This window comes from Bacteroides sp. OM05-12 (genome assembly GCF_003438995.1).
Taxonomy (GTDB): Bacteria; Bacteroidota; Bacteroidia; order Bacteroidales; family Bacteroidaceae; genus Bacteroides.
Genome location: NZ_QSUN01000017.1, coordinates 32,061 through 53,589, shown reverse-complemented (window position 1 = coordinate 53,589; position 21,529 = coordinate 32,061). Strand labels below are relative to the sequence as shown.

General features: G+C 37.5%; 14 protein-coding genes. 8 read left to right on the top strand and 6 right to left on the bottom strand.

Annotation, left to right across the window (positions count from 1 at the left end):
* Nucleotides 1-75: 75 nt before the first annotated feature.
* From DXB63_RS12705 to DXB63_RS12685, 5 genes are all read right to left on the bottom strand, one after another.
* Complete coding sequence (locus DXB63_RS12705) at nucleotides 76-831, bottom strand: succinate dehydrogenase/fumarate reductase iron-sulfur subunit (protein WP_122126798.1); 756 nt, start codon at nucleotides 829-831, stop codon at nucleotides 76-78.
* A 15-nt stretch (nucleotides 832-846) separates the two neighbouring features.
* A complete protein-coding gene (locus DXB63_RS12700; RefSeq protein WP_122126797.1) occupies nucleotides 847-2,790 on the bottom strand; it encodes a fumarate reductase/succinate dehydrogenase flavoprotein subunit in 1,944 nt (647 codons plus the stop codon).
* Nucleotides 2,791-2,826: 36 nt separating this feature from the next.
* Nucleotides 2,827-3,525: a succinate dehydrogenase/fumarate reductase cytochrome b subunit gene (locus DXB63_RS12695; protein WP_122126796.1), complete on the bottom strand. Its 699-nt coding sequence runs from the start codon at nucleotides 3,523-3,525 to the stop codon at nucleotides 2,827-2,829.
* A 184-nt stretch (nucleotides 3,526-3,709) separates the two neighbouring features.
* Nucleotides 3,710-4,594 (bottom strand): fimbrillin family protein, encoded by an 885-nt coding sequence (locus tag DXB63_RS12690; RefSeq protein WP_158563684.1) that lies wholly within the window; start codon nucleotides 4,592-4,594, stop codon nucleotides 3,710-3,712.
* A gap of 176 nt (nucleotides 4,595-4,770) precedes the next feature.
* Nucleotides 4,771-5,628: an AraC family transcriptional regulator gene (locus DXB63_RS12685; protein WP_122126794.1), complete on the bottom strand. Its 858-nt coding sequence runs from the start codon at nucleotides 5,626-5,628 to the stop codon at nucleotides 4,771-4,773.
* A gap of 115 nt (nucleotides 5,629-5,743) precedes the next feature.
* Between DXB63_RS12685 and DXB63_RS12680 the strand changes: the two genes are divergently transcribed.
* The 3 genes from DXB63_RS12680 (at nucleotide 5,744) to DXB63_RS12670 (ending at nucleotide 9,704) form a co-directional block, all read left to right on the top strand.
* The gene (locus DXB63_RS12680) at nucleotides 5,744-6,367 is read left to right on the top strand and encodes a phosphatase PAP2 family protein (RefSeq protein ID WP_122126793.1); all 624 of its coding nucleotides are present in this window, start codon (nucleotides 5,744-5,746) and stop codon (nucleotides 6,365-6,367) included.
* A gap of 67 nt (nucleotides 6,368-6,434) precedes the next feature.
* Nucleotides 6,435-8,168: an AraC family transcriptional regulator gene (locus DXB63_RS12675; protein WP_122126792.1), complete on the top strand. Its 1,734-nt coding sequence runs from the start codon at nucleotides 6,435-6,437 to the stop codon at nucleotides 8,166-8,168.
* A gap of 516 nt (nucleotides 8,169-8,684) precedes the next feature.
* The gene (locus tag DXB63_RS12670; RefSeq protein WP_122126809.1) at nucleotides 8,685-9,704 is read left to right on the top strand and encodes a dipeptide epimerase; all 1,020 of its coding nucleotides are present in this window, start codon (nucleotides 8,685-8,687) and stop codon (nucleotides 9,702-9,704) included.
* 19 nt (nucleotides 9,705-9,723) lie between these two features.
* On the opposite strand, the gene DXB63_RS12665 is transcribed toward DXB63_RS12670, so the two are convergent.
* A complete protein-coding gene (locus DXB63_RS12665) occupies nucleotides 9,724-12,630 on the bottom strand; it encodes a triple tyrosine motif-containing protein (RefSeq protein ID WP_122126791.1) in 2,907 nt (968 codons plus the stop codon).
* A 332-nt stretch (nucleotides 12,631-12,962) separates the two neighbouring features.
* Between DXB63_RS12665 and DXB63_RS12660 the strand changes: the two genes are divergently transcribed.
* The 5 genes from DXB63_RS12660 to DXB63_RS12640 all read left to right on the top strand — a co-directional run bounded on the left by DXB63_RS12660 (nucleotide 12,963) and on the right by DXB63_RS12640 (nucleotide 21,520).
* Nucleotides 12,963-16,088, top strand: a complete 3,126-nt coding sequence (locus DXB63_RS12660) for a TonB-dependent receptor (RefSeq protein WP_158563683.1) — start codon at nucleotides 12,963-12,965, stop codon at nucleotides 16,086-16,088.
* Nucleotides 16,089-16,108: 20 nt separating this feature from the next.
* On the top strand, nucleotides 16,109-17,719 hold the full coding sequence (locus DXB63_RS12655; protein WP_122126789.1) for a RagB/SusD family nutrient uptake outer membrane protein: 1,611 nt from the start codon (nucleotides 16,109-16,111) through the stop codon (nucleotides 17,717-17,719).
* A gap of 48 nt (nucleotides 17,720-17,767) precedes the next feature.
* The gene (locus tag DXB63_RS12650) at nucleotides 17,768-18,637 is read left to right on the top strand and encodes a T9SS type A sorting domain-containing protein (protein ID WP_122126788.1); all 870 of its coding nucleotides are present in this window, start codon (nucleotides 17,768-17,770) and stop codon (nucleotides 18,635-18,637) included.
* Nucleotides 18,638-18,791: 154 nt separating this feature from the next.
* A complete protein-coding gene (locus DXB63_RS12645) occupies nucleotides 18,792-19,970 on the top strand; it encodes a family 16 glycosylhydrolase (RefSeq protein WP_122126787.1) in 1,179 nt (392 codons plus the stop codon).
* A 14-nt stretch (nucleotides 19,971-19,984) separates the two neighbouring features.
* Nucleotides 19,985-21,520 (top strand): glycosyl hydrolase, encoded by a 1,536-nt coding sequence (locus tag DXB63_RS12640; protein WP_122126786.1) that lies wholly within the window; start codon nucleotides 19,985-19,987, stop codon nucleotides 21,518-21,520.
* Nucleotides 21,521-21,529 lie beyond the last annotated feature (9 nt).

The following is a 21,529-nucleotide window of genomic DNA, read 5'->3' as shown; positions in this document are numbered from 1 at the left end:
TAAGTAAACTTATAAAATAAAAGAAAGGTGGATTCTGCGATAAGAACCCACCTTCTTTATTATATCAAAGGACTATTAATCTTTTAATTTAGCTTTGATGAATTCGCGGTTGAGACGAGCGATGTTGCTGATAGAAACACACTTCGGGCATTCTGCTTCGCAAGCTCTTGTGTTAGTACAGTTACCGAAACCAAGTTCGTCCATCTTTGCAAGCATAGCCTTTGCACGGCGTGCGCCTTCCACTTTTCCTTGAGGAAGAAGAGCCAGCTGGCTAACCTTTGCAGAAACAAATAGCATTGCAGAGCCATTCTTACAAGCTGCTACACAAGCACCGCAACCAATACAAGCGGCAGCGTCCATTGCTTCTTCAGCTATCGGCTTGGGAATAGCGATAGAGTTTGCATCAGGAATACCTCCGGTATTGATAGATACATAACCTCCGGCTTGTTGGATCTTATCGAATGCATTACGGTCTACCATCAAGTCGCGGATAACAGGGAAACCGGCAGAACGCCATGGCTCAACTGTAATCGTATCTCCATCTTTGAAACGGCGTATGTAAAGTTGACAGGTTGTAGCGCCTGTTGCCGGTCCGTGTGGGTGTCCGTTCACATAAAGAGAACACATACCACAGATACCTTCGCGGCAATCGTGATCAAATACGATAGGTTCTTTACCTTCGTTGATAAGCTGTTCGTTTAAGATATCCAGCGTTTCAAGGAATGAAGTATCGCCCGGAATATCTTTCATTTGGTATGTTTCAAAAGCACCTTTTTCTTTCGGGCCTCTCTGACGCCATACTTTAAGCGTGAAACTTATATTTTTATCCATTGTCTGCTCTGTTTATTAAGATTTGTAATTACGTGTTTGAACTTTGGTGAATTCATAGTTCAAGTCTTCCTTAATTAATTCCGGTTTAGAATCTTCGCCGGTATATTTCCAACAAGCTACATAAGAGTAGTTGGCATCATCACGAAGAGCTTCGCCTTCCGGAGTTTGGTATTCTTCACGGAAGTGTCCGCCACAAGATTCGTTACGGTTCAAACCGTCATAAGCCATTAGCTCACCGATTTCAATGAAATCTGCAAGACGAAGAGCCTTTTCAAGTTCAACATTTAGTGTGTTAGCTTCACCCGGTATGCGAACATCGCTCCAGAATTCTTTTTTAACCTCTTTCAGTTGTACTAAAGCTGTTTCCAAAGATTCCTTTGTACGTCCCATACCAACGAAGTCCCACATAATGTGTCCGAGCTTTTTATGGATAGAGTCAACAGAATGTTTACCCTTGATACTCATCAAACGGGCAATCTTATCATTAACGGCCTTTTCTGCCTCTGCAAATTCAGGAAGATCGGTTGAGAAACGTGACACCTGAATCTGATCGGCAAGATAGTTTTGTATAGTATAAGGTAATACGAAATATCCGTCTGCCAAACCTTGCATCAACGCAGATGCTCCTAAACGGTTAGCACCGTGATCGGAGAAGTTTGCTTCACCGATAGCAAACAGTCCGGGGATGGAAGTCATCAGTTCATAGTCAACCCAAATACCACCCATTGTGTAGTGGATAGCAGGGAATATCATCATCGGAGTCTTATAAGGGTTCTCGTCCGTAATTTCTTCATACATATCGAAGAGGTTACCGTAACGTGCTCTTACCACATCTTCACCCAAACGACCGATAGCCTCTGAGAAGTCAAGATAAACAGCAAGACCTGTGTTGTTCACGCCATATCCTTTATCGCAACGTTCTTTAGCCGCACGGGAAGCAACGTCACGAGGAACCAAGTTGCCGAATGCCGGATAGCGACGTTCCAAGTAATAATCACGGTCTTCTTCCTTAATCTCTGTCGGTTTAAGTTTACCAGCTTGCAATGCTTTGGCATCTTCCAGTTTCTTTGGAACCCAGATGCGTCCGTCATTACGAAGAGATTCGGACATCAACGTCAATTTAGACTGCTTGTCGCCGTGTACAGGAATACAAGTCGGGTGAATCTGCGCGAAACATGGGTTGGCAAAGTAAGCACCTTTGCGGTAGCATTGCATAGCAGCAGAGCCGTTACAGCCCATAGCGTTGGTTGACAGGAAGAAAGTATTTCCATAACCACCGGTACCGATAACCACTGCATGAGCAGAGAAGCGTTCGATATTGCCGGTTACAAGGTTACGGGCGATAATACCGCGTGCACGTCCTTCGATGATAACCACGTCGAGCATTTCATAGCGAGTGAATAACTTAACGTTGCCCAATTGTACTTGGCGGCTCAATGCTGAGTATGCTCCAAGAAGTAACTGCTGTCCGGTTTGACCGCGGGCGTAGAATGTACGTGATACCTGAGCACCACCGAAAGAACGGTTGTCAAGTAAGCCACCGTATTCGCGAGCGAAGGGAACACCTTGTGCAACGCATTGGTCAATGATAGCATTGGAAACCTCAGCCAAACGATAAACGTTTGCTTCGCGTGCACGGTAGTCACCACCTTTAATTGTATCGTAGAAAAGACGGTAAACAGAGTCACCATCATTAGGATAATTCTTTGCGGCATTGATACCTCCTTGTGCTGCGATGGAGTGAGCACGGCGGGGAGAATCTTGAATGCAGAAGTTTAACACTTTGAAACCCAGTGCGCCAAGTGAAGCGGCAGCAGATGCACCTGCAAGACCGGTACCAACAACGATAATGTCCAGACGGCGTTTGTTTGCCGGGTTAACGAGCTTTTGATGAGCTTTATAGTTTGTCCATTTCTCAGCCAACGGGCCTTCAGGAATCTTTGAATCTATCTTAGTCATAATATGATTTACTATTTAATGATTTACAATTGACAATTAGCATGCGCCTCCGCACATCAGAGATTTAGCGAAGAAAACAACAACGACTAAAGCGAATCCGAGAATGAGAAGTGTTGAGTAGATGTTAGAAATACATTTCCAACGTTCGAACCAAACCTTATTGCTCCAGCCTAATGTCTGCAATGCACTCCAGAAGCCGTGAGTAAGATGGAACCAGATGGCTGCAAACCATACTAAATAAATGATAACATAAACAGGGCAGCTAAATGTTTCACGGATGAATGCTGCTCCGTCTGTCGGTGCTATGCCACCATTGGCAAATGCATCGTGGATACCCATAATCTCTGAGAATTGCATCTTGTACCAGAAATTGTAAAAGTGTAAAGCCAAACCGGCAATAACGATGATACCCAGTACGAGCATGTTTTGAGAAGCCCATTCTACACTTTTCGGTTTTTCTACAACAGCATATCGTTCGCTACCGCGGGCGTTTCTGTTTTGCATAGTCAACCAGAATGCGTAGATGATGTGAATGACAAATAGAGCGGCAAGGCCCAATGTAGCAACCAGTGCGTACCAGTTGGCTCCAAGGAACTCGCAAACCATGTTGTAGCCTTCTTCTGAGAAGATTGCCACAAGGTTCATCGCCATGTGAAACGTCAGAAACAGGATAAGTGCGATACCAGTGATACTCATCACCACTTTCCTTCCTACAGATGAATTACTTAACCACATAAATGATTGAATTTAAATTATTTAATTGTTAGAACTAAAGTTTCTTGCTATTATTCCTGCAAAAGTAAAGCAAATCCATTTATTAAACAAGGAATTACGGAAATAATTCTTTAATTGTTACAGGGGTATAAAAAAAGCCAATCAGTGCGATTGGCTTTCTTCGTGTGAGTTTATAAAATAGATCTTATTCGACAGGAAAATCATTCGGATTAGTTCCATCTATCCATTGTCCAACTGTAGCTGAGGCCTCAATCTTTACTTTGCTTAGTACTAATGTAATGGTATATACTTTTCCTTCCTCGAATTTAGTTTCGGAAGCATTTGGGGTAATTGCTATATCTTTTTCAGTATATCCATCGGCTGTGATTTTAACAGATAAAGAAGACAGGTTGGGTTCAAGCATAATTCCTTCACTGGCAGTTGCACTTGTTGTTGCATTAGTCATAGCTTTTATTGTATTGATTGGAGTAGCAAAGTTTGTTATTGCGCCATCTGCAATTGCCATATCGAAGGTTGTATTTGCATTGTTTATAGAGACATTAACGTTCGTAACTTCTTCAGTTACAGTTGTACCGTCTATTTTTACAATGAATTTAAACTGTGTAAGTTTATGATTAAATGCCATTGCAGGCATTGCAACTGTTTTACTACCGCTAACTGGTGCGGCATAAATAACATCATTTGAACCATCGATTGTCATTGACAACTTGCCGGCTGCTATTGAGGTAGCTGCAGGGTAATAACCTACTATATTTGCATTGCTTCCATCAGTTGGATAATATTCTGTAAATCCGGTGATTTTTCCATCTGTTCCTATAGTTCCGGTAAAAGATGCGGCGGTTGCTGTTGTCCAATCGACTGTTGCTCCATCCGCTCTGATAAATTGAACTTTAGTGAGTTCTGCTGTTAATTTCCCAGCTGCATCACTTTCGATGGCGGCTCTTGTTTGTACTAAACCTGCATTTAATTTAATTTCCACAGGTTCGTTACTTTGAATGTCTTGAATTTCTTCGTTGTTGCAAGATGCTAATGCTAATAAAGCAAATACCGGTAATAATAACTTTTTCATAATATTAAATATTAGTTGATTAATTAATTGCTGCAAATATATAGGCAAAAACATTTGACAACGTTATTAAAATTAACCAAAAAGTTGCAATAATCAGCGATGGAGATAAAAAAGTGCAAGTTTTCCTTTTTTATCTCTGTTTTGGGGTTGGAAATGACTTGAAAAAGAGTCGGTTCTTATATTTTTTTGATCTCTTGTCTTTGCTTGCGGATAGTACGCGGCGAGCTTCCGAAACAAGTCTTGCAGAAATTGGAGAAATGCGGTAGAGAGTCAAAACCGTATTTGCTGCTGATCTCACTGATGGTAAGTCCGGTTTGCAGCAAATCTTCCATAATACCATTCCGTTTTTGTCTCAATATCCACTCATAAGCAGGTTCATTGAACAGGTTTTTGAACATTCTTCGGAACGTAGTGATGCTATAACCTCCCAAGTGTGCCAGTTCTTCTACTGTTTTTACCTTATTATAGTTTTGCATAACAAAGTAGTGAAGGCTATTTGTATATGCGGATATAGGAGCATATAAAGTATATAAATCCTGCAAAGAGTAATAGCAGTTTAAGATGAAGTTGAGCTCTTTCTGTTTGATGTCAAAAAAGTCTTTGCATATCATCTGGTCGGCTATATAGAGTTTCATACCTTCCAAGTATTGTGTCAGGGCAGGAACCATTTTTAATGGGGAATAGATTAACGGAGCCTCGGCGTTCTCGATTGCTTTTTTATATCTGGTTTCGCATATATAATGAGGTTCATTAAATCTGTAGATGATAACCTCTACATCAGTCATGGCGAGCATTTCAATCTTGGAACCGATAGCTTGCAATATAAAGTGGTTTTCGTAGATAGTAGTACCGGCATACTCCTTACTATTTACCAGCAATGTTCCTTTCGTAAGAAATATCATGTAGTTTTGTTCACATTTGTTGGCAGGTACATGCTGTCCTTTTGTCCATGAAAGTAGAGTTATTACATTTTCACAAGACTTGGGGCATTCGTCGCAATGTGTTTTTATTTTGCAAGATACTTGATCTGTCATTTCAAAAGAGTGAATATTGGTTTGCAAATATACAAATAATTCATTGTTGATGTTGATAATCTGCTTCTTTTAATAGAAAAACGACTATCTTTGCCATAAATTATTTGAAAAAGGAATGAAAAGAATATTTTCTTGCTGTCTGCTGCTGTGTCTGGCCATTAATTTCTCTGCTCAGAATTGTGACATAAATGTCTTGAAGAAAATTAATGGGCTGGATGGAGGCTTTGTTCGGGGATATAGTAAGGCATTCTCTAAATCCGCTCCTTACGTAAGTGTGGGAGTACCCGTTGCCTTGGGTATTTACGGATTGATAAGTAAAGACCAAAAAACGTTGAAAGATGCTGTATATGTAGGTACGAGTGTGATAGAAGCTGCCGTCATATCGTATGGAGTGAAATATGCGGTTGACCGTCGTCGCCCTTTTGAGCGTTATCCTGACCAGATTGTGCAAAGGGACTTTCCTTCTAGTGCTTCATTTCCGTCGGCACATACAGCGGCTGCTTTCTCTTTGGCTACTTCGCTTAGTATCAGATATCCTAAGTGGTATGTCATTGCTCCTTCCGCCTTTTGGGCTTGTTCGGTTAGTTTTGCCCGTATGAACCAAGGAGTGCATTATCCGTCGGATGTTTTGGGAGGAGCTGTTATTGGTGCCGGTTGTGCAGTAGCCAATATCTATGTAAATAAGTGGTTGAGCCGTTTGATTTTTCCGAAAGAAAAGCCGGCGCTCGTAGCCTATTAATTTAGTAAGATATATAACTTTGGTAAGTTATCTTTATTATGTAATGACATTTATATTATAAGAAAGAATGAGGTGTTTATTTATATTCTTTTTCTGCTTGCAAGGTCTGGTCTGTTCATTGGCGAAAGCTGCTGAAGTTCCGGATAGCTTATTGACCTTTGAACGATTAAGAGAAATGAGTATCTCTAATCCCAGAGGGGCTTTAACTCTGATTGATAAAGTTGAGCAGGAAAAACGGTTGAGTGATTTTGATATAAATACATTGCGGCAGGTTTCGTATGACGGATTAAAAATGAATCGTTTGGCATTGAAGTATGCGAAACGGGTTTTGGAATCAGAAGAAGTAGAGTTGAATCCGGAAAGAGGGCTTGATGCCTATATGCAAATTGCCATCTACTCGGTCTCTTTGAGTAACTATGAAGAAGCGATAAATTTTGCAGTGAAAGGAGGGGAAATAGCGCATAAATATCGGAATCTTTCCGTAGAAGCCAATCTTTTTTCGGTGATAGGAGACGTTAAAAAGCAAATGGGGCTTTTAGATGATAGTTATCTTTATTATCAAAAGGCAATAGACTTATTGAAAGGGAGTAACAATCCCCGTGAGTTATCCATGCTTTCTTATTTCTATGGGACCTTAATGACGGCTTATATGGATAATCATTTATTGGAAAAAGCCATCGAAATAGGAGAGATACGGAGAGAATTAATAGCTCGTCTTGCCGGAATGGAAGGTCCGCCGGAAAGTTATATTGATCGTCAGTATGGTTATCTGTATAGCAAGATGGCTTATGCATATATTTTGGCTGGTGATAAGAAATCTGCAGAAAGTTACTTCCTACGCTTTTTGCAAACGAGTTTTGCAATGACCGATGAAGGCAGAACGGAAGCTAATCCTTATCTGTTAAAAGTGGGAAGAAACTCGGATGTTTTGTCCAATAATAAGGAGTTGGAGCGGACTCTTGTTGTCGATGGTGATACGTTGAATGAGCAATTCCTTATTCTTTTGAAAGAAAACAGGGATGCTTATCAGGGCATGGGAAATTACCGGATGGCTTTTGATACTCAAAAGCGGATAAGCAATATAGCGGATAGCATTTATGTGAGCGCAAAGAATTGTGAGGCGTTGGAGATGGCGACTATTTATGAAACAAATGAGAAAGATATGCAGTTGCAGGAGCAAGGTGCAAATTTGAGAATACGTAAAATCGTTTTAGTTTCCATGTCCATTGTTATATTATTATTGATCTTACTTCTGTGGCGTATGTACATCCATACGCGCGTTGTACATGGGAAAAACTTAGTATTGGCAAAGAATGTTGACGAACTGCTTGACTCTCAGCAGAAACTCCAAATAGAAAGAAAACGTAATATTGAGCTTCTTCAACAATTAGAGCAAGATGCTGATAGTTCGGGAAAAGATGCTGCCTGCGATTTATGTGACGACAGGGTTTCTGATAATCAACGTCTGTTTAATGAACTGAATCAGTTGATTTTAGATGAGAAATTGTATTTGAATTCAACTCTCTCCAGAGACGACTTGGCACAATTGATCCATGTTAATAAAAATCGTTTTGCCGAAATTATTCAGGAGAGTACCGGAACTAGATTAAATGAATATCTTAACGGACTTCGTATAGAACACGCTATTTATTTGATGAAACAGTTTGATAACTATACACTTCAGGCAATAGCGGTAGCTTCCGGCTTTTCTAATATGAGTACCTTCCATAGTCTGTTTAAGAAAAAAATCGGTATGACCCCTTCTCAATATTGGGACATTTTGAAACAAGGACAAGTTTAGGCTTTTTTCTCATTCTATTCATTCGTTTCAGTCTAATGAAGATACGGTCGATTGATTACAAACGATAGGAGTTTGTTGGCAATCGACCGTATCTTTATTTACAATCGTCCTTATGGTTTTTCTAATCAACCTGATGAATTTAAAAAACGCCTTGATGTTTGTAAAAACTATAAAGGTCGTTTTGTAAATCACTCAAGGGAGCGTCATCTGACACTTAAGGGGGCGATGGCTAACGCTCAAGGGAGCGATAGCTTACATCTACCGGAGCGTAAGCCAACGCTCCCTTAGGCGTTTTAGCTTGCTTATTTTACCGATTTAACTGTTATTTAATTTACTTAGACTTGCCTTCACCTTATCACTGTTTGCTCTTATATTATTGATTACTATTTAATTAAAGTGAAGGCACTATCTTTTGAGCTGCATCCTAAAAGTTGGAATTGATTTAATTCCTATATGAATAATAATCTGTGGCAATATAATTCATTATCTTTGCTTCCTGGTTATAATAATGAAGGAATGAAACTGACTTTTTATCCATACAATTTGCAATTACAGCATGTATTTACTGTAGCTTCCTGTTCCCGTTCTTTTACACCAGCGGTACAGGTAGAGGTTGAATATGAGGGTGTTATAGGGTATGGTGAGGCATCTATGCCACCATATCTTGGGGAGAGTGTAGAGTCTGTGATGGCTTTTTTGCAAAAAGTAGATTTGAATCGTTTTAATGATCCCTTTCAATTAGAAGATATATTGACTTATGTAGATGGAATCATGGCGGGGAATACAGCGGCAAAAGCCTCCATAGATATTGCCCTTCATGATTTGGTTGGCAAACTACTGGGCGTTCCGTGGTATAAAATCTGGGGGGTGGATAAAGAGAAAGCTCCTTCTACTACTTATACGATAGGGATCGATACGGCAGAAGTAGTCAAGGAAAAGACTTTGGAGGTTGCCGGACGTTTCAATATATTGAAGGTAAAGCTGGGACGAGATAATGATAGGGAAATAATCAATGCGATTCGCTCTGTTTCTTCTTTACCTGTTGCTGTAGATGCTAATCAGGGTTGGACGGATAAACACAAGGCGTTGGACATGATACAATGGCTGAAAGAACAGGGAGTGGTAATGGTGGAGCAACCGATGCCGAAGGCGCAATTGGATGATATTGCATGGATAACCGAGCAAAGCCCTCTTCCTGTCTTTGCTGATGAATCCCTGCAACGTCTTGCGGATGTGGAGCGTTTGAAAGGTGTTTTTTCCGGCATAAATATAAAGCTGATGAAGTGTACAGGTATGCGTGAAGCGTGGAAAATGCTTACTGTGGCCCGTACATTGGGTATGAAAGTGATGATTGGTTGCATGACCGAAACGTCCTGTGCTGTTTCTGCTGCTGCTCAATTATCTCCGGCTGTGGATTTTGCTGATTTGGATGGTAATCTGCTCATATCTAATGATTTGTTTGATGGGATGAAAGTTGTAAGAGGGAAGATCACTTTAAATAATCTTCCCGGCATCGGGATAAGGAAAATCCAATAAGACGACCGTTAAATATCAGCTAGAATCGTTGTAAAAACTCTGTTAGATTGGCGTCTCTGCTTAATCCGAGTTTTTTTCTTAATCGGTAACGGGCTGTTTCAACGCTTCGAACGGACATATTCAATAAAGGTGCTATATCTTTGGAACTCAGGTCCATTTTTAAATATGCGCATAGTTTCTTGTCATTCGTATTAAGCAATGGATATTGTTCGCCAAGGCGTTTGAGGTAGTTTTCGTAGACAATATCGAAGTTCTGCTCAAAACGTTTCCAATCACTGTCGTGAGCGATATTTTGCCTGATATTATCCAGTATTAACTGAAGTTTTTTATAGGCAACGGTTATTCCTTCTTCTTTTTTTATTTCTTCGGATATTGCATTAATATCATTTCCTATTTCAGAAAGAATCTCATTTTTACGGATAAGGTTCATGGTCGAATCTGCTAACTCCTGTGACTTGTGTTTCAGGTCATATTCCAGTTGTTGATTTTTTAATTCGACTATTTCCTTCTCTTTTTCTTTTGCTTGTGCCAGGAAGTGTTCTTTTTGCTCCTTTAATTGTTTTTCTTTTTCCCGTTTAATTTTTAGGGCAGCGCTTTGTGATTTCTTGTTTATGTAGAATACCAAAGTATAAATTAGTAAGGTTAAGATAATAACATAGATTGCATAAGCCAGATTACTTTCATACCAAGGAGGTAATATTGTGAATCTGAATGATGTTTCGCTGATACTGCCGTCTATTTTATTATATCCTTTCACATGGAAAGTGTAATCTCCTTTCTTTAGTTTTGTATATTCTTTTATATTCTGAGAAGAATAGATGCTCCATTGTGTGTCATAATTTTTAAGATAATAACTATATTCTACAGCCAGCTTATCCTGATATTCCGGTAAAACAAACTCGAAGCGCAGTGAATTTAAATTATACGGAATTTTAATTGCTTTTACATCCTCCGTACTTTCACTTTTTGAATAGAGTAGGGTGTCATTCTTATTTATAGAAAATAGACTGCGAATGAAGATATTGGATTTCTTGTCAGAATAGTAAGGTTTTCCTATATCTATATAGGCAAATCCATCTTCTGTTCCCACGAGAACCTTATTGCGACTGATAAAGTTGAAGTGTTCAAATCCGAGCATTAATTTATCTAACAGACTTTTGTAGGAGAGAGAATCCAAAATATAATTACCATCTCCTTGATAGGATGCCATTGCAATAGATGTTCCGGATATAGACCATATATCTTTATCCGGTGTCTCAAAGAAGCGAACGGATCTGTAATGTGGAGCGAAAATTTCATTCATTTTAGGATAAGGGACAATATTGTTGTCTTTTTTATTGTATTTATAAAATCCATTTTCCGATGAGAAGAATAATTCATTTTGTATTCGACAGATGATATTGTTGTGACTGGACGGAAATCCATTGGTGTGGTTATATAGATCGGTATGAACTACTTGAGTAAATGTTTCGTTCAGCTTTAATCGGTAAATACCCTTCATCCAATGTCCGAACCAGATATCTCCGTTTTCATCTTCTTCATACATGCCTCCGGATTCGGAAAATCCTTTGATATAATGGGAGAATACCCATTTCCCGTCTACTTTCTTTAAAATGTAGAAGCCTTGGTATGAATTAGCTAAAATATATTCCGGATGCTTCTTTAATCTTTTGAATGTCCATGTGGCATGTGCACTGGCAATTCTTTGTGCTTGGCTCCCATTAATGATAAACGCCCCCTGGTCATTTCCGCAGAAGATGGTATTGTCTATCTCTTTTAAAGACCATACCTGACTTTGCATATGCTTAACTAACTCTAGCTGAAATGGGTCTGGTGTGTTTCTAATTGGATAGTCGGTTATGTAAAGTCCTTGATTAGTACCGAGATATAGGATGTTGTCTTTTATTAATGAGGCATATCCGGAACCATATAAATTGTTTGTACTAAATAAATTTTTGATAGGAGAATTTATCAGAACATAATCAATACCTTTATCCAACCCCAGCCATAGATTGTTATCATTATCAAATTTTATACTGAGCACTGTGTTGTTCTGCAGGCCGGAATAAGTATTAATATAAGTATTGATATTTGTACTAAGATCTTTTACTACAACTCCATTAAGTACAGTCCCGAATGCTATTTTATTGTCTTTGGCTGTAGCACAAAAAACCTGATTCTCTTTTAAGAAATCCGTCAAATCATTCTGATACGCAATAACTTTTTCACCGTCAAACAGGAATAATCCATCTAATGCTGTAGCAAATAATATTTTAGTTCCTTCGTAAGGTAATATCGCTGTTACTTTTTTGTCTTTTAAGATATCGGAATTGGGAAGTTTTAATAACATTCCATTGTTTAAAGTCCATGCTCCGTCTTGTATGCTTGTGATGACAGGAGTATTATATATAATGGCTGATTTTTCTATTTTGTGTTTGAATGGATATATACTCATTTTCCCATTCTCGTCACATTTAAATATTTTCCGATCACTTTGAAAATAGATATTCTTATCGTTTTTATAGATATTCCAAACCTCGTTGAAGTTACGCTCTTTTTCAGGAACTGAATCTACGAGTGAATAATATTCTAATTTTAGCGTTTGGTGATTATATTGATAATATCCGAATTCATTGAAAGCACCGGCATAGATTCTTTTGCTTTCTTCGTCATACATTAAAGAACGTACATTAGTATAATTAGCAATCGGATATAATTGCCAGATGTTACTGTCATATTCAAGTAACCCGCTATTATTTGCGAAATACATTTTATTATCTTGATTCTGAACAATGCACCAATTTTGCTTTCCTCCTTGATAATCAATACGAGTGAAATTTCGCACAAGAGGATGCTGTGCAAAAATGCTTGCACATATAAACGTCATTAATAATAATGTGAAAAGTGATTTTTTTGTGTGTTTCATCTTTTTCAATAATTAGGTTCTTCAAAAATAGCTTTTCATTTCAATTTCACTTCAAGTTTAGCTATTTTTTTTGAATTGTTGAGCTGATAAATGTTATGTTATAAAACACTATTTGTAATTATATTATTGATTATCAGTGTTATAATTAGTACTATGATGTATTAATGTCGTATTCGTTATGTGTTAAAAGTGAGTTTTTGTGAGGCGTTTTGTTGATTCTTATATTACATATATCTTTATCTTTGCATTACTAAAATGTTATTCGAGGGAATACTAATTAGGGTTAAAGATAAGAAACAAAACTTTTTGTTATACCTAAAATGATATATAATATGAAAAAACAATTATTCATTTTATTCTATTTCTCATTTTTGTCTTCTATAATTCTTGCACAGAATATAAAGGTGCAAGGTGTAGTGACATCGGCAGAAGACGGTTTGCCATTACCGGGAGTTACAGTACTTGTAAAAGGAACAACAATTGGTACATCTACCGATATTGATGGTAGATATGTGATTTCAGCTCCAACGAATGGTACATTACAGTTCTCTTATATAGGAACTAAAACCCAAGAAAAGAAAATTAAGTCGGGAACTTTGAACGTTGTGTTGGAAAATGACGCGATGATGCTTGATGAAGTTGTTGCAGTTGGTTACGGAACAATGAAAAAAAGTGATTTAACCGGTTCTGTTTCAACTATTAGTGCAGATCAATTAAAGAAAACTCCTGCTGCAGGTTTAGACCAGGCATTGCAAGGAAGAGCAGCTGGTGTCACGGTTAATGCAAATACCGGACAACCGGGTGCGGGAGCAGAAGTTCGTATTCGTGGTATTGGAACGGTAAACGGTGCTGATCCTTTGTATGTTGTTGATGGGGTTATAGTTGGTGATATTTCTTTTTTGAATCCTAATGATATTTCTTCTACTGAAATATTGAAGGACGCTTCAGCTACAGCTATCTATGGTTCTCGTGGTGCTAATGGTGTAATTTTGGTTACAACTAAAAAAGGCTCTACGGATGGTCGTACGGAAATATCCTTTAATACGTATGTAGGTTTTCAGAATCGTTGGAATAAATTAGATTTAATGAAAAGTGATGAACTTGCGAGAACTATTATTGCATTAACTCCGGGTAAACAAGGTGAGAAACAGCTACAGAGTTATACTGATGGTGGTCTCAACGGTTGGTTGTCTAGTTGGCGAGTTGGGCCACAGGATGAATTCTATCCGGCAATAAAATCAGCTACTAATCCAAATGGCTTTGATTATTCTGCTGTGGAAACTGATTGGCAAGATGAGGTCTTTAAGAAGAATGCCTTGATACAGAATTATCATCTATCTATTGATGGAAGTACGGAAAAAGCAAATTATTCTTTTAGTGTAAGCTACTTTGATCAAGATGGTACGATTATTGGTTCCAATTATAGCCGTCTTACATTGCGTGCTAATACTTCATTCCAAGTAAATAAATGGTTGAAAATCGGTGAAAACTTATCATTTGTGAATTCAGAAGGTCGCAATGCCATGAATAATAATTCAAGTCCGGGTGCTTCTATTTTGTCAGCGGCTTTGGCGATGGCTCCTTGGGATCCGGCACATTATCCGGCTGGTACATTAAATTACAAAGGAGAAGATTTAGGAGGTAAAATCGCAGCTCCATCTAATTTTAAAAATGTATCGAATCCTTTTGGTATGGTTAATTATTCCCACCCGATGGATAAAACAGAAAGATGGGTTGGAGATATATATTTAGAAATTACTCCATTAAAAGGATTGGTTTATCGCTCAGATATAAGTTATGATCTTTCACATGTGAACCATAGATTGTTCAAAGATGCTTATTATATTTCTTCTAACGATTATTCGGATAAAAACTTTTTAGAAAGAAGTATGTCAAGATATGCTACAATGATATGGGAAAATACATTGACTTATTCAAAGCAAATCAAAGATCATGATTTCTCAATAATGGCAGGACATACTACTGAAGAGTATAATTATTATAATATAGGTGGTTCTGGGTCACAAATCTTGAATCCTACATCTAATAATTGGTATTTGTCACAGACGACTCAAGATCGTAATGAAGCAGGAGATGGGGTTGACCGTTTAAGAAGATTATCTTTTTTAGGTCGTTTACATTATTCTTATAAGAATCGTTATTTGGCAACAGCAAATTTCCGTGCTGATGGTTCTAATAAATTTCCGGAAAATAACTGGGGCTTTTTCCCGTCCGTTGCTTTGGGGTGGAAAATGAGTGAGGAAAATTGGATGAAAGGATTGGAGAAAATAGATTTCTTGAAAGTACGTGCAGGTTGGGGACGTATCGGTAATGATAAAATTGGTAACGATAACTTTTCTCAAACAATGTTTAATACAGGACCATATTTTGTAGATTATGTATTGGGACCTGGAGATCAGGCTTTGGCTCGTGGAGCTACGGTTCTTACTTATAAAAATATGGGTGGTAAATGGGAAGTAACAGAAACTTGGAACGTTGGAGTGGATTTTGGCTTATTCAATGGCTTGCTTTCAGGTAATGTAGATTTATTCCGTAGAGATACTAAAGAAATGTTGTTAACAGTAAAAGGACCTGCTTACATTGGTAATCGTTATGATGCAACTAAAAATGTGGGAACAGTAAGAAATCAAGGTATTGAGATAGCTCTTGAGCATAAAAACAAGATTAATAAAGTCAATTATACGATTAATGGGAATGTTTCATTTATTAAAAATGAATTAACGGCTTTAAATGGTGGTGAAGTGCAGTATGTAGATGGTATTCGTATAAATGATGAAGGGTATGCATTATACACATTCTACGGTTATAAGTATGAGGGCATTTATCGTTCGGATGAAGAAGCAAAACAACATTTGTGGGGATATAGCGATACGGAAATTCCTTATCATGCAGGAGATGCAAAATTTGCAGATTTGAATAATAATGGAATGATTGATGGAGGGGATAGAACTGATATTGGAAATCCTTTTCCATGGTTAACTTATGGTTTGAATTTAGGTGCTGAATGGAAAGGGTTTGATGTACAATTATTCTTCCAAGGAGTATATGGTAATAAGATATACAATCAAGTGTTGAATCGTACTGAGGGTAAAGGGGTTGAAGCCACATTAAGTACTTCAATGCGTGATGTATGGACAAAAAATAATCCGAATGGCTCTATCCCAAATCCGAATACAAGTCTTAACTATTCAGTATCAGATAGATTTGTAGAAAATGGAGCCTATTTGCGATTGAAGAATTTCCAGATAGGTTATACTTTACCTAGAGCTTGTACATCTAAAATTGGTATTAACCGTTGTCGTTTTTATGTTTCTGCTAGTAATTTATTTACTGTTACCAAGTATACAGGGTATGATCCGGAAGTTGCTAGTGGAGTGGACTATGGTAATTATCCACAGTCACGTACAGTGATGATTGGTGCAAATCTTAATTTCTAATTATTAAATGGTATTGACATATGAAAAAATATATTTTAATCACATTGACTTTATGTTTCTCGTTCGGACTTGTTTCCTGCGATGATTGGTTGAATGCTCCTACTCCGGGTACAACTAAGCTTGAAGACTTTTTTACTTCAGGGAATACTGCTATTCAGGTAGTTAATGCTGCCTATGTTCCATTGATGTGGGAATATAATGAAACATTTTATCCTGAATGGTTTATTGGTGATGTTGTTTCTGATGATGCCTTGAAAGGTGGTCAGTACTTAGGTGATATGCCTGCTGTTTATGATATGGAGAATTTTAAGACAACATCCGATAATGAGCTTTTGTTGGACTATTATAGGGCTCAGTATCAGGGAGTTTCACGGTGTAATCTTGCTCTTCAGGAAATACCGAAAGTAGATACGGATACTTTAATGGATGCACGTTTGAAAGATCGTTTAATTGGAGAAGTTGAATTTTTACGGGCGATGTATTATTTCCGTTTAGTACGCGTATTCGGTGGAGTACCTAAAGTAGATTTTGTTGTGGACTCTTCAGAAAAATGGGGAGTACAGAGAGCTACTGCTGAAGAAATATATGATTTCATAATTGAAGATTTAGAGAACGCTCAGAAGAGATTGTGGCGTAAACAAAATTATCCGCTTGCGGATCTGGGACGTGCTACTAAAGGTGCAGCTCAAGCAATGCTATTGAAAGTTAATTTATATATGCATCGTTATAATGAAGCAAAATCATGGGGTGATTCAATCATCTCTAGCGGAGATTATGAATTAGTAAATCGTTATTTTGACAATTTTACTTTGGAGGGAGAAAATGGTCCGGAATCTGTTTTTGAGATCCAGTATATGATAGAGGGTACAAGCGACTATAGCGAAGGTAATGGCGCTACGAGAGGTACATTTACTACAAAATTGGTTCGCGGAAGAAACAAGATATTTAATACAGTAGGTTGGGGATTTAATAGACCGACTCAGAATCTATATGATGAATATGAAGCCGGAGATCCAAGAAGAGATGAAACCATTATTAATTTGACAGATGATGAAATTACCAATCCTAGTGAAGAAATTTATTTAGGAAGCCGATATTTGAATCGCAAATATGCATGGACAGATGAATTTGGTACATATCCTAAATTGGATCATGATTCTCGTGGACCATTGAATAATAAAGTAATACGTTATGCAGATGTCTTGTTAATGTATGCTGAAGCTTGTTGTGAGTCAAATAATCTTGATCGTGCTAAATGGGCTTTGGATCAGGTTCGTGCACGTGCTTGTGGAAATGACCGTAACATATTGCCTGTATTCCCGGATTATGAATGTAATTTGTGGGATGAAGGTGCTGCAAAATATGTAAAAAGGAGATGTAATGATACTCAACAAGATTTACTTGGTGCTATTCGTCATGAACGTCGTGTTGAACTAGGTATGGAGGGGCATCGTTGGTTTGATCTCTGTCGTTGGGGAATTGCAAAAGAAGTATTGGATGCCTATAATGCTCAGGAAGTAGAAGAAGTACAAGCTAGTCTTGCTCCTTTCGTAAAGGGGAAACATGAGTTGTTCCCAATACCGAGAAAAGAAATTGACTTAAATGGGATTGAACAAAATCCGGGATATTAATTAATATCGAATATAAACTCAATTATTAACTTTTAAAATTTTACTAAAATGAAAAAGATTACAACCTTATTAGTGGCAGGATTAGCTGCTATGGCTAGTAGTGTAAATGTTTCAGCTCAAGCTGAATTTGATTTCTCAAGTGCGACAAATTATTGTCCGATTTATTTGGGTGAACAAACTTTAGCTCCGATTCAGAATCAAATTAAACTGGATTTGAGAACGTCTCAGATTGATATTTGGTCTGCCGGTGAAACTATGGTATTTATTGATGCAATTGGTCCCAATTCAAATGGAGTTCAGGGTGAATTTTTGGCATTAGAGGTGGCTCCGGGTATGACTTGGTCTGGTGGCGCATTTAATACCGGAGAAAAAGATCTGAGTGAGATTGATGACTCTTATTTTTTCCATATAGCTCTTCTTTCGGAAGATAGCGAGTCATTTACGTTTACAGTGACGGGAAGTAAAAATGGAGAAGCTGCATTGGTTTTTGGGCAAACTCCTAATAGTGATGGTGTTCAGGCATTTGATGATTTTGATCGTGATGGGGAATGGCATGCCTTCGATATTTCTGTGAAAGAATTGAAAAAACTAGGCTGGAAAGCCGGTGTTATTGAGTATGCTCCATTTTCTTTCTCTTTAGGTTCCAGAGCAGGTACTAGATGTTCTTTTGACGCTATTTTCTATTATCAAAAAGCAGATCCTAGCAATATTGGACAAATAAATGCAGAAGATCTTCAGGTATTAGTAGGTGAAAGTACACTTTCTGTTTTAGGTTCTCAAAATGGCATTGATTTGTATGATATTTCAGGAAAACAAGTTAAATCAACGAAGGAATCTGTTGTAGGTATAAATGATTTGAATAAAGGTGTCTACGTTCTTAAGTCAGGTTCTATTGTGAAGAAAGTTGCTATAAAGTAATCTATTCAGATTTTTAATAAGGATATATCTATAGGGCTAATTATTAGCTTATTATAGGCGATTGTCTTAGATGTTTTATATGTCTATAGCCCTTGGTATATCCCTATTCTCTACTTAATTTAAGTGGTGAGTTGGAAGAAATAAAGTTATTTATATGATGAAGTACAATATTATGCGAGTAATAATTTTTTCTTTTTTATTTGGTTTCTCATTTATTAGTCTGATGGCAGAGAATGTCCAGACCGGAACTGGCGAAACTGATGGTTATAAATTAGTTTGGCAAGACTTATTCGATGGAGATGAGCTCAATGAAACGGATAATTGGTCAGTGGAAATAAATGGTGATGGCTGTGGTAATAGAGAAATACAGTATTACCGCAAAGAAAATATCTCAATAGGCAATGAGCCGGTGACTGGTAGCCGTTGTCTGATAATTACAGCAAAGAAAGAGAATTTTTTAGGTAGCCCTGCTACCTCCGGGCGTTTGACCACACAAGGTAAAATGTTCTTTAAACATGGGAAGCTGGAAGCTAGAATTAAATTACCACATACGGCAGACGGTTTATGGCCGGCTTTTTGGATGTTGGGAAATACGATTTCTAATGAAGGCTGGCCTAGATGCGGAGAGGTTGATATTTTAGAAATGGGACATTCTACAGGGATTCGAAATAATACTCAAGACCGTCTTTTTAATGGGGCTTGTCATTGGGGATATTATGAGAATGGTGGATATCCGAATTATGCAAAAGCTACAACGAACAGTTATGGTATGCAGGATGATTTTCATCTTTTTACCATGATCTGGAATGAGAATGTTATCCAAATGTTTTTGGATAAGGATATATATCCTGATGCTAAACCATATTATGAAATGAATATATCAGCGAATGCTAATCCGCAAGATCCTGGTAATTATTTTCATCGGCCGTTTTTTGTTATATTCAATTTAGCTGTTGGTGGAAATTTCCCTGGAATTTGGGATATAAATGGTATTACAGCATTGAAAGATGGTGAAGCTAAAATGTATGTTGATTATGTAAAATTGTATCAAAAAGGAGAAAGTCATGAAGAATTTACGGGGGTAGGAGTACCTCCTACTTTTGTAAATTCTCCATCACACGATCAACAAATAAAAGTAGAAATATTAGGTAGAAAGATCAATATAAAAGGAGAGGTAGAAAGATTGACTATGTTTTCAGTAGATGGTACAACCGAGCTTGATAAATGTGACTCAAATATTATTGAAGCAACACATTTACAAGCAGGTATGTACATTATCAAAGTGAATATGAAAGATGGGACCTCATTCTCAAGAAAAATTTATTTACAATAATCTTATTATAAGCCATGAATTATATTAAATTGACAGTTATTGCTGGATGTTTCTTAGCTTTACAAATGAATTCTTTTTTGTTTGCTCAAGCTAAGAGTTATAAAAGAGGGGTTTCTTATGAAATCCCGTATGCTGAGGATGTATATTCTCTTTCAAAAGGTTCTTCTTGGTTTTACAATTGGGGTGTTACCCCTAATGCTGTTGTTGATGCGGTATTAGAGGATGAAGCAGTAGATTTTGTTCCTATGGCGTGGAATGGTGGGTATAATGAAAATGCTTTACGTTCTTATTTACAAACTCACAAAAATGTTAAATATCTATTAGGTTTTAATGAACCGAACTTTAAGTCGCAAGCTAATATGACACCGGCAGAGGCTGTTGCTGCATGGCCGAGACTACAAAAGATTGCCGATGATTTTGGTTTGAAGATTGTTGCTCCTGCTGTAAACTTTAGTCCGGATGCACCTTATCAGGATCCCAATGCTTGGTTGGACGAATTCTTTAAATTACTTCCGGCTGATGCAAGAGTCGATTATGTAGCTGTGCATTGTTATATGCCATATCCCTCTGCTTTAATGTGGTATATCAGTAAATTTAAAAAATATGGAAAACCTATTTGGTTGACTGAGTTCTGTGCTTGGGATGAGTTCTATAATATACCGGGAGACCAACCTTCTAACCAAATGAAGTTTATGGTGAATGCGATTAATTATTTGGAATCAGATCCGGATGTGTACCGTTATGCATGGTTTATCCCTCGAACTGGGGGAAATGATAAGTATCCTTATATGCAATTTTTAGAAGATAATGCTCCTGGCGCGTTAACTGATTTAGGACAAGTTTTCGTAAATATGTCTTCACAGGATAAGTCTTATTATTTTAAAGTTGGCGAGCAGATTCCGGCAGAACATTATTCTTCCATGAATATAGTTGATATAGATAATAGTGATAATTGGAAAGATGGCTTTCAGTTACGTCTGTCTACAGATGACAATGGAATTTTGGAGATCTATGATTTCAATGATAATGAATGGGCTGAATATAATATTGATGTTCCATCATCGGGAGATTTTCAAATAAAACTTCGTTATGCTTCCAAAGAAGATGCTTCATGTCAGCTATCAGTAGGTGGAACGGAACTATCTGTTTTAAGTATGCCATCAACTGGAGGCGAGAAGGTCTGGAAAGAATATCAGGCAACGCTTAATTTACAAAAGGGTGAACAAACATTACGATTAAAGGTAACGAATGGTACTATATCTTTAAATTGGCTTACACTATTATCTGGATCTAGTACTCATAATGATTTATTAGAAATGGCATCTACTGTTTCTGTTTATCCTTCTCCTGTCAAAGATATAATGTCTATTCGTAGTGGTGATCGGAGAGTCAATAATCTGAAAATCTATGAGCTTTCTGGCAGAATGCTTGCTGAGTTAAAGATTGAGTCTAATGATGTAAATTTATCTTTCTTGCCAGCTGGAACTTATTTCTTGAATATTGAAATGGAAGATGGAATTAGTTGTGTGAAAAAAATCGTGAAATATTAAAAAGGAATA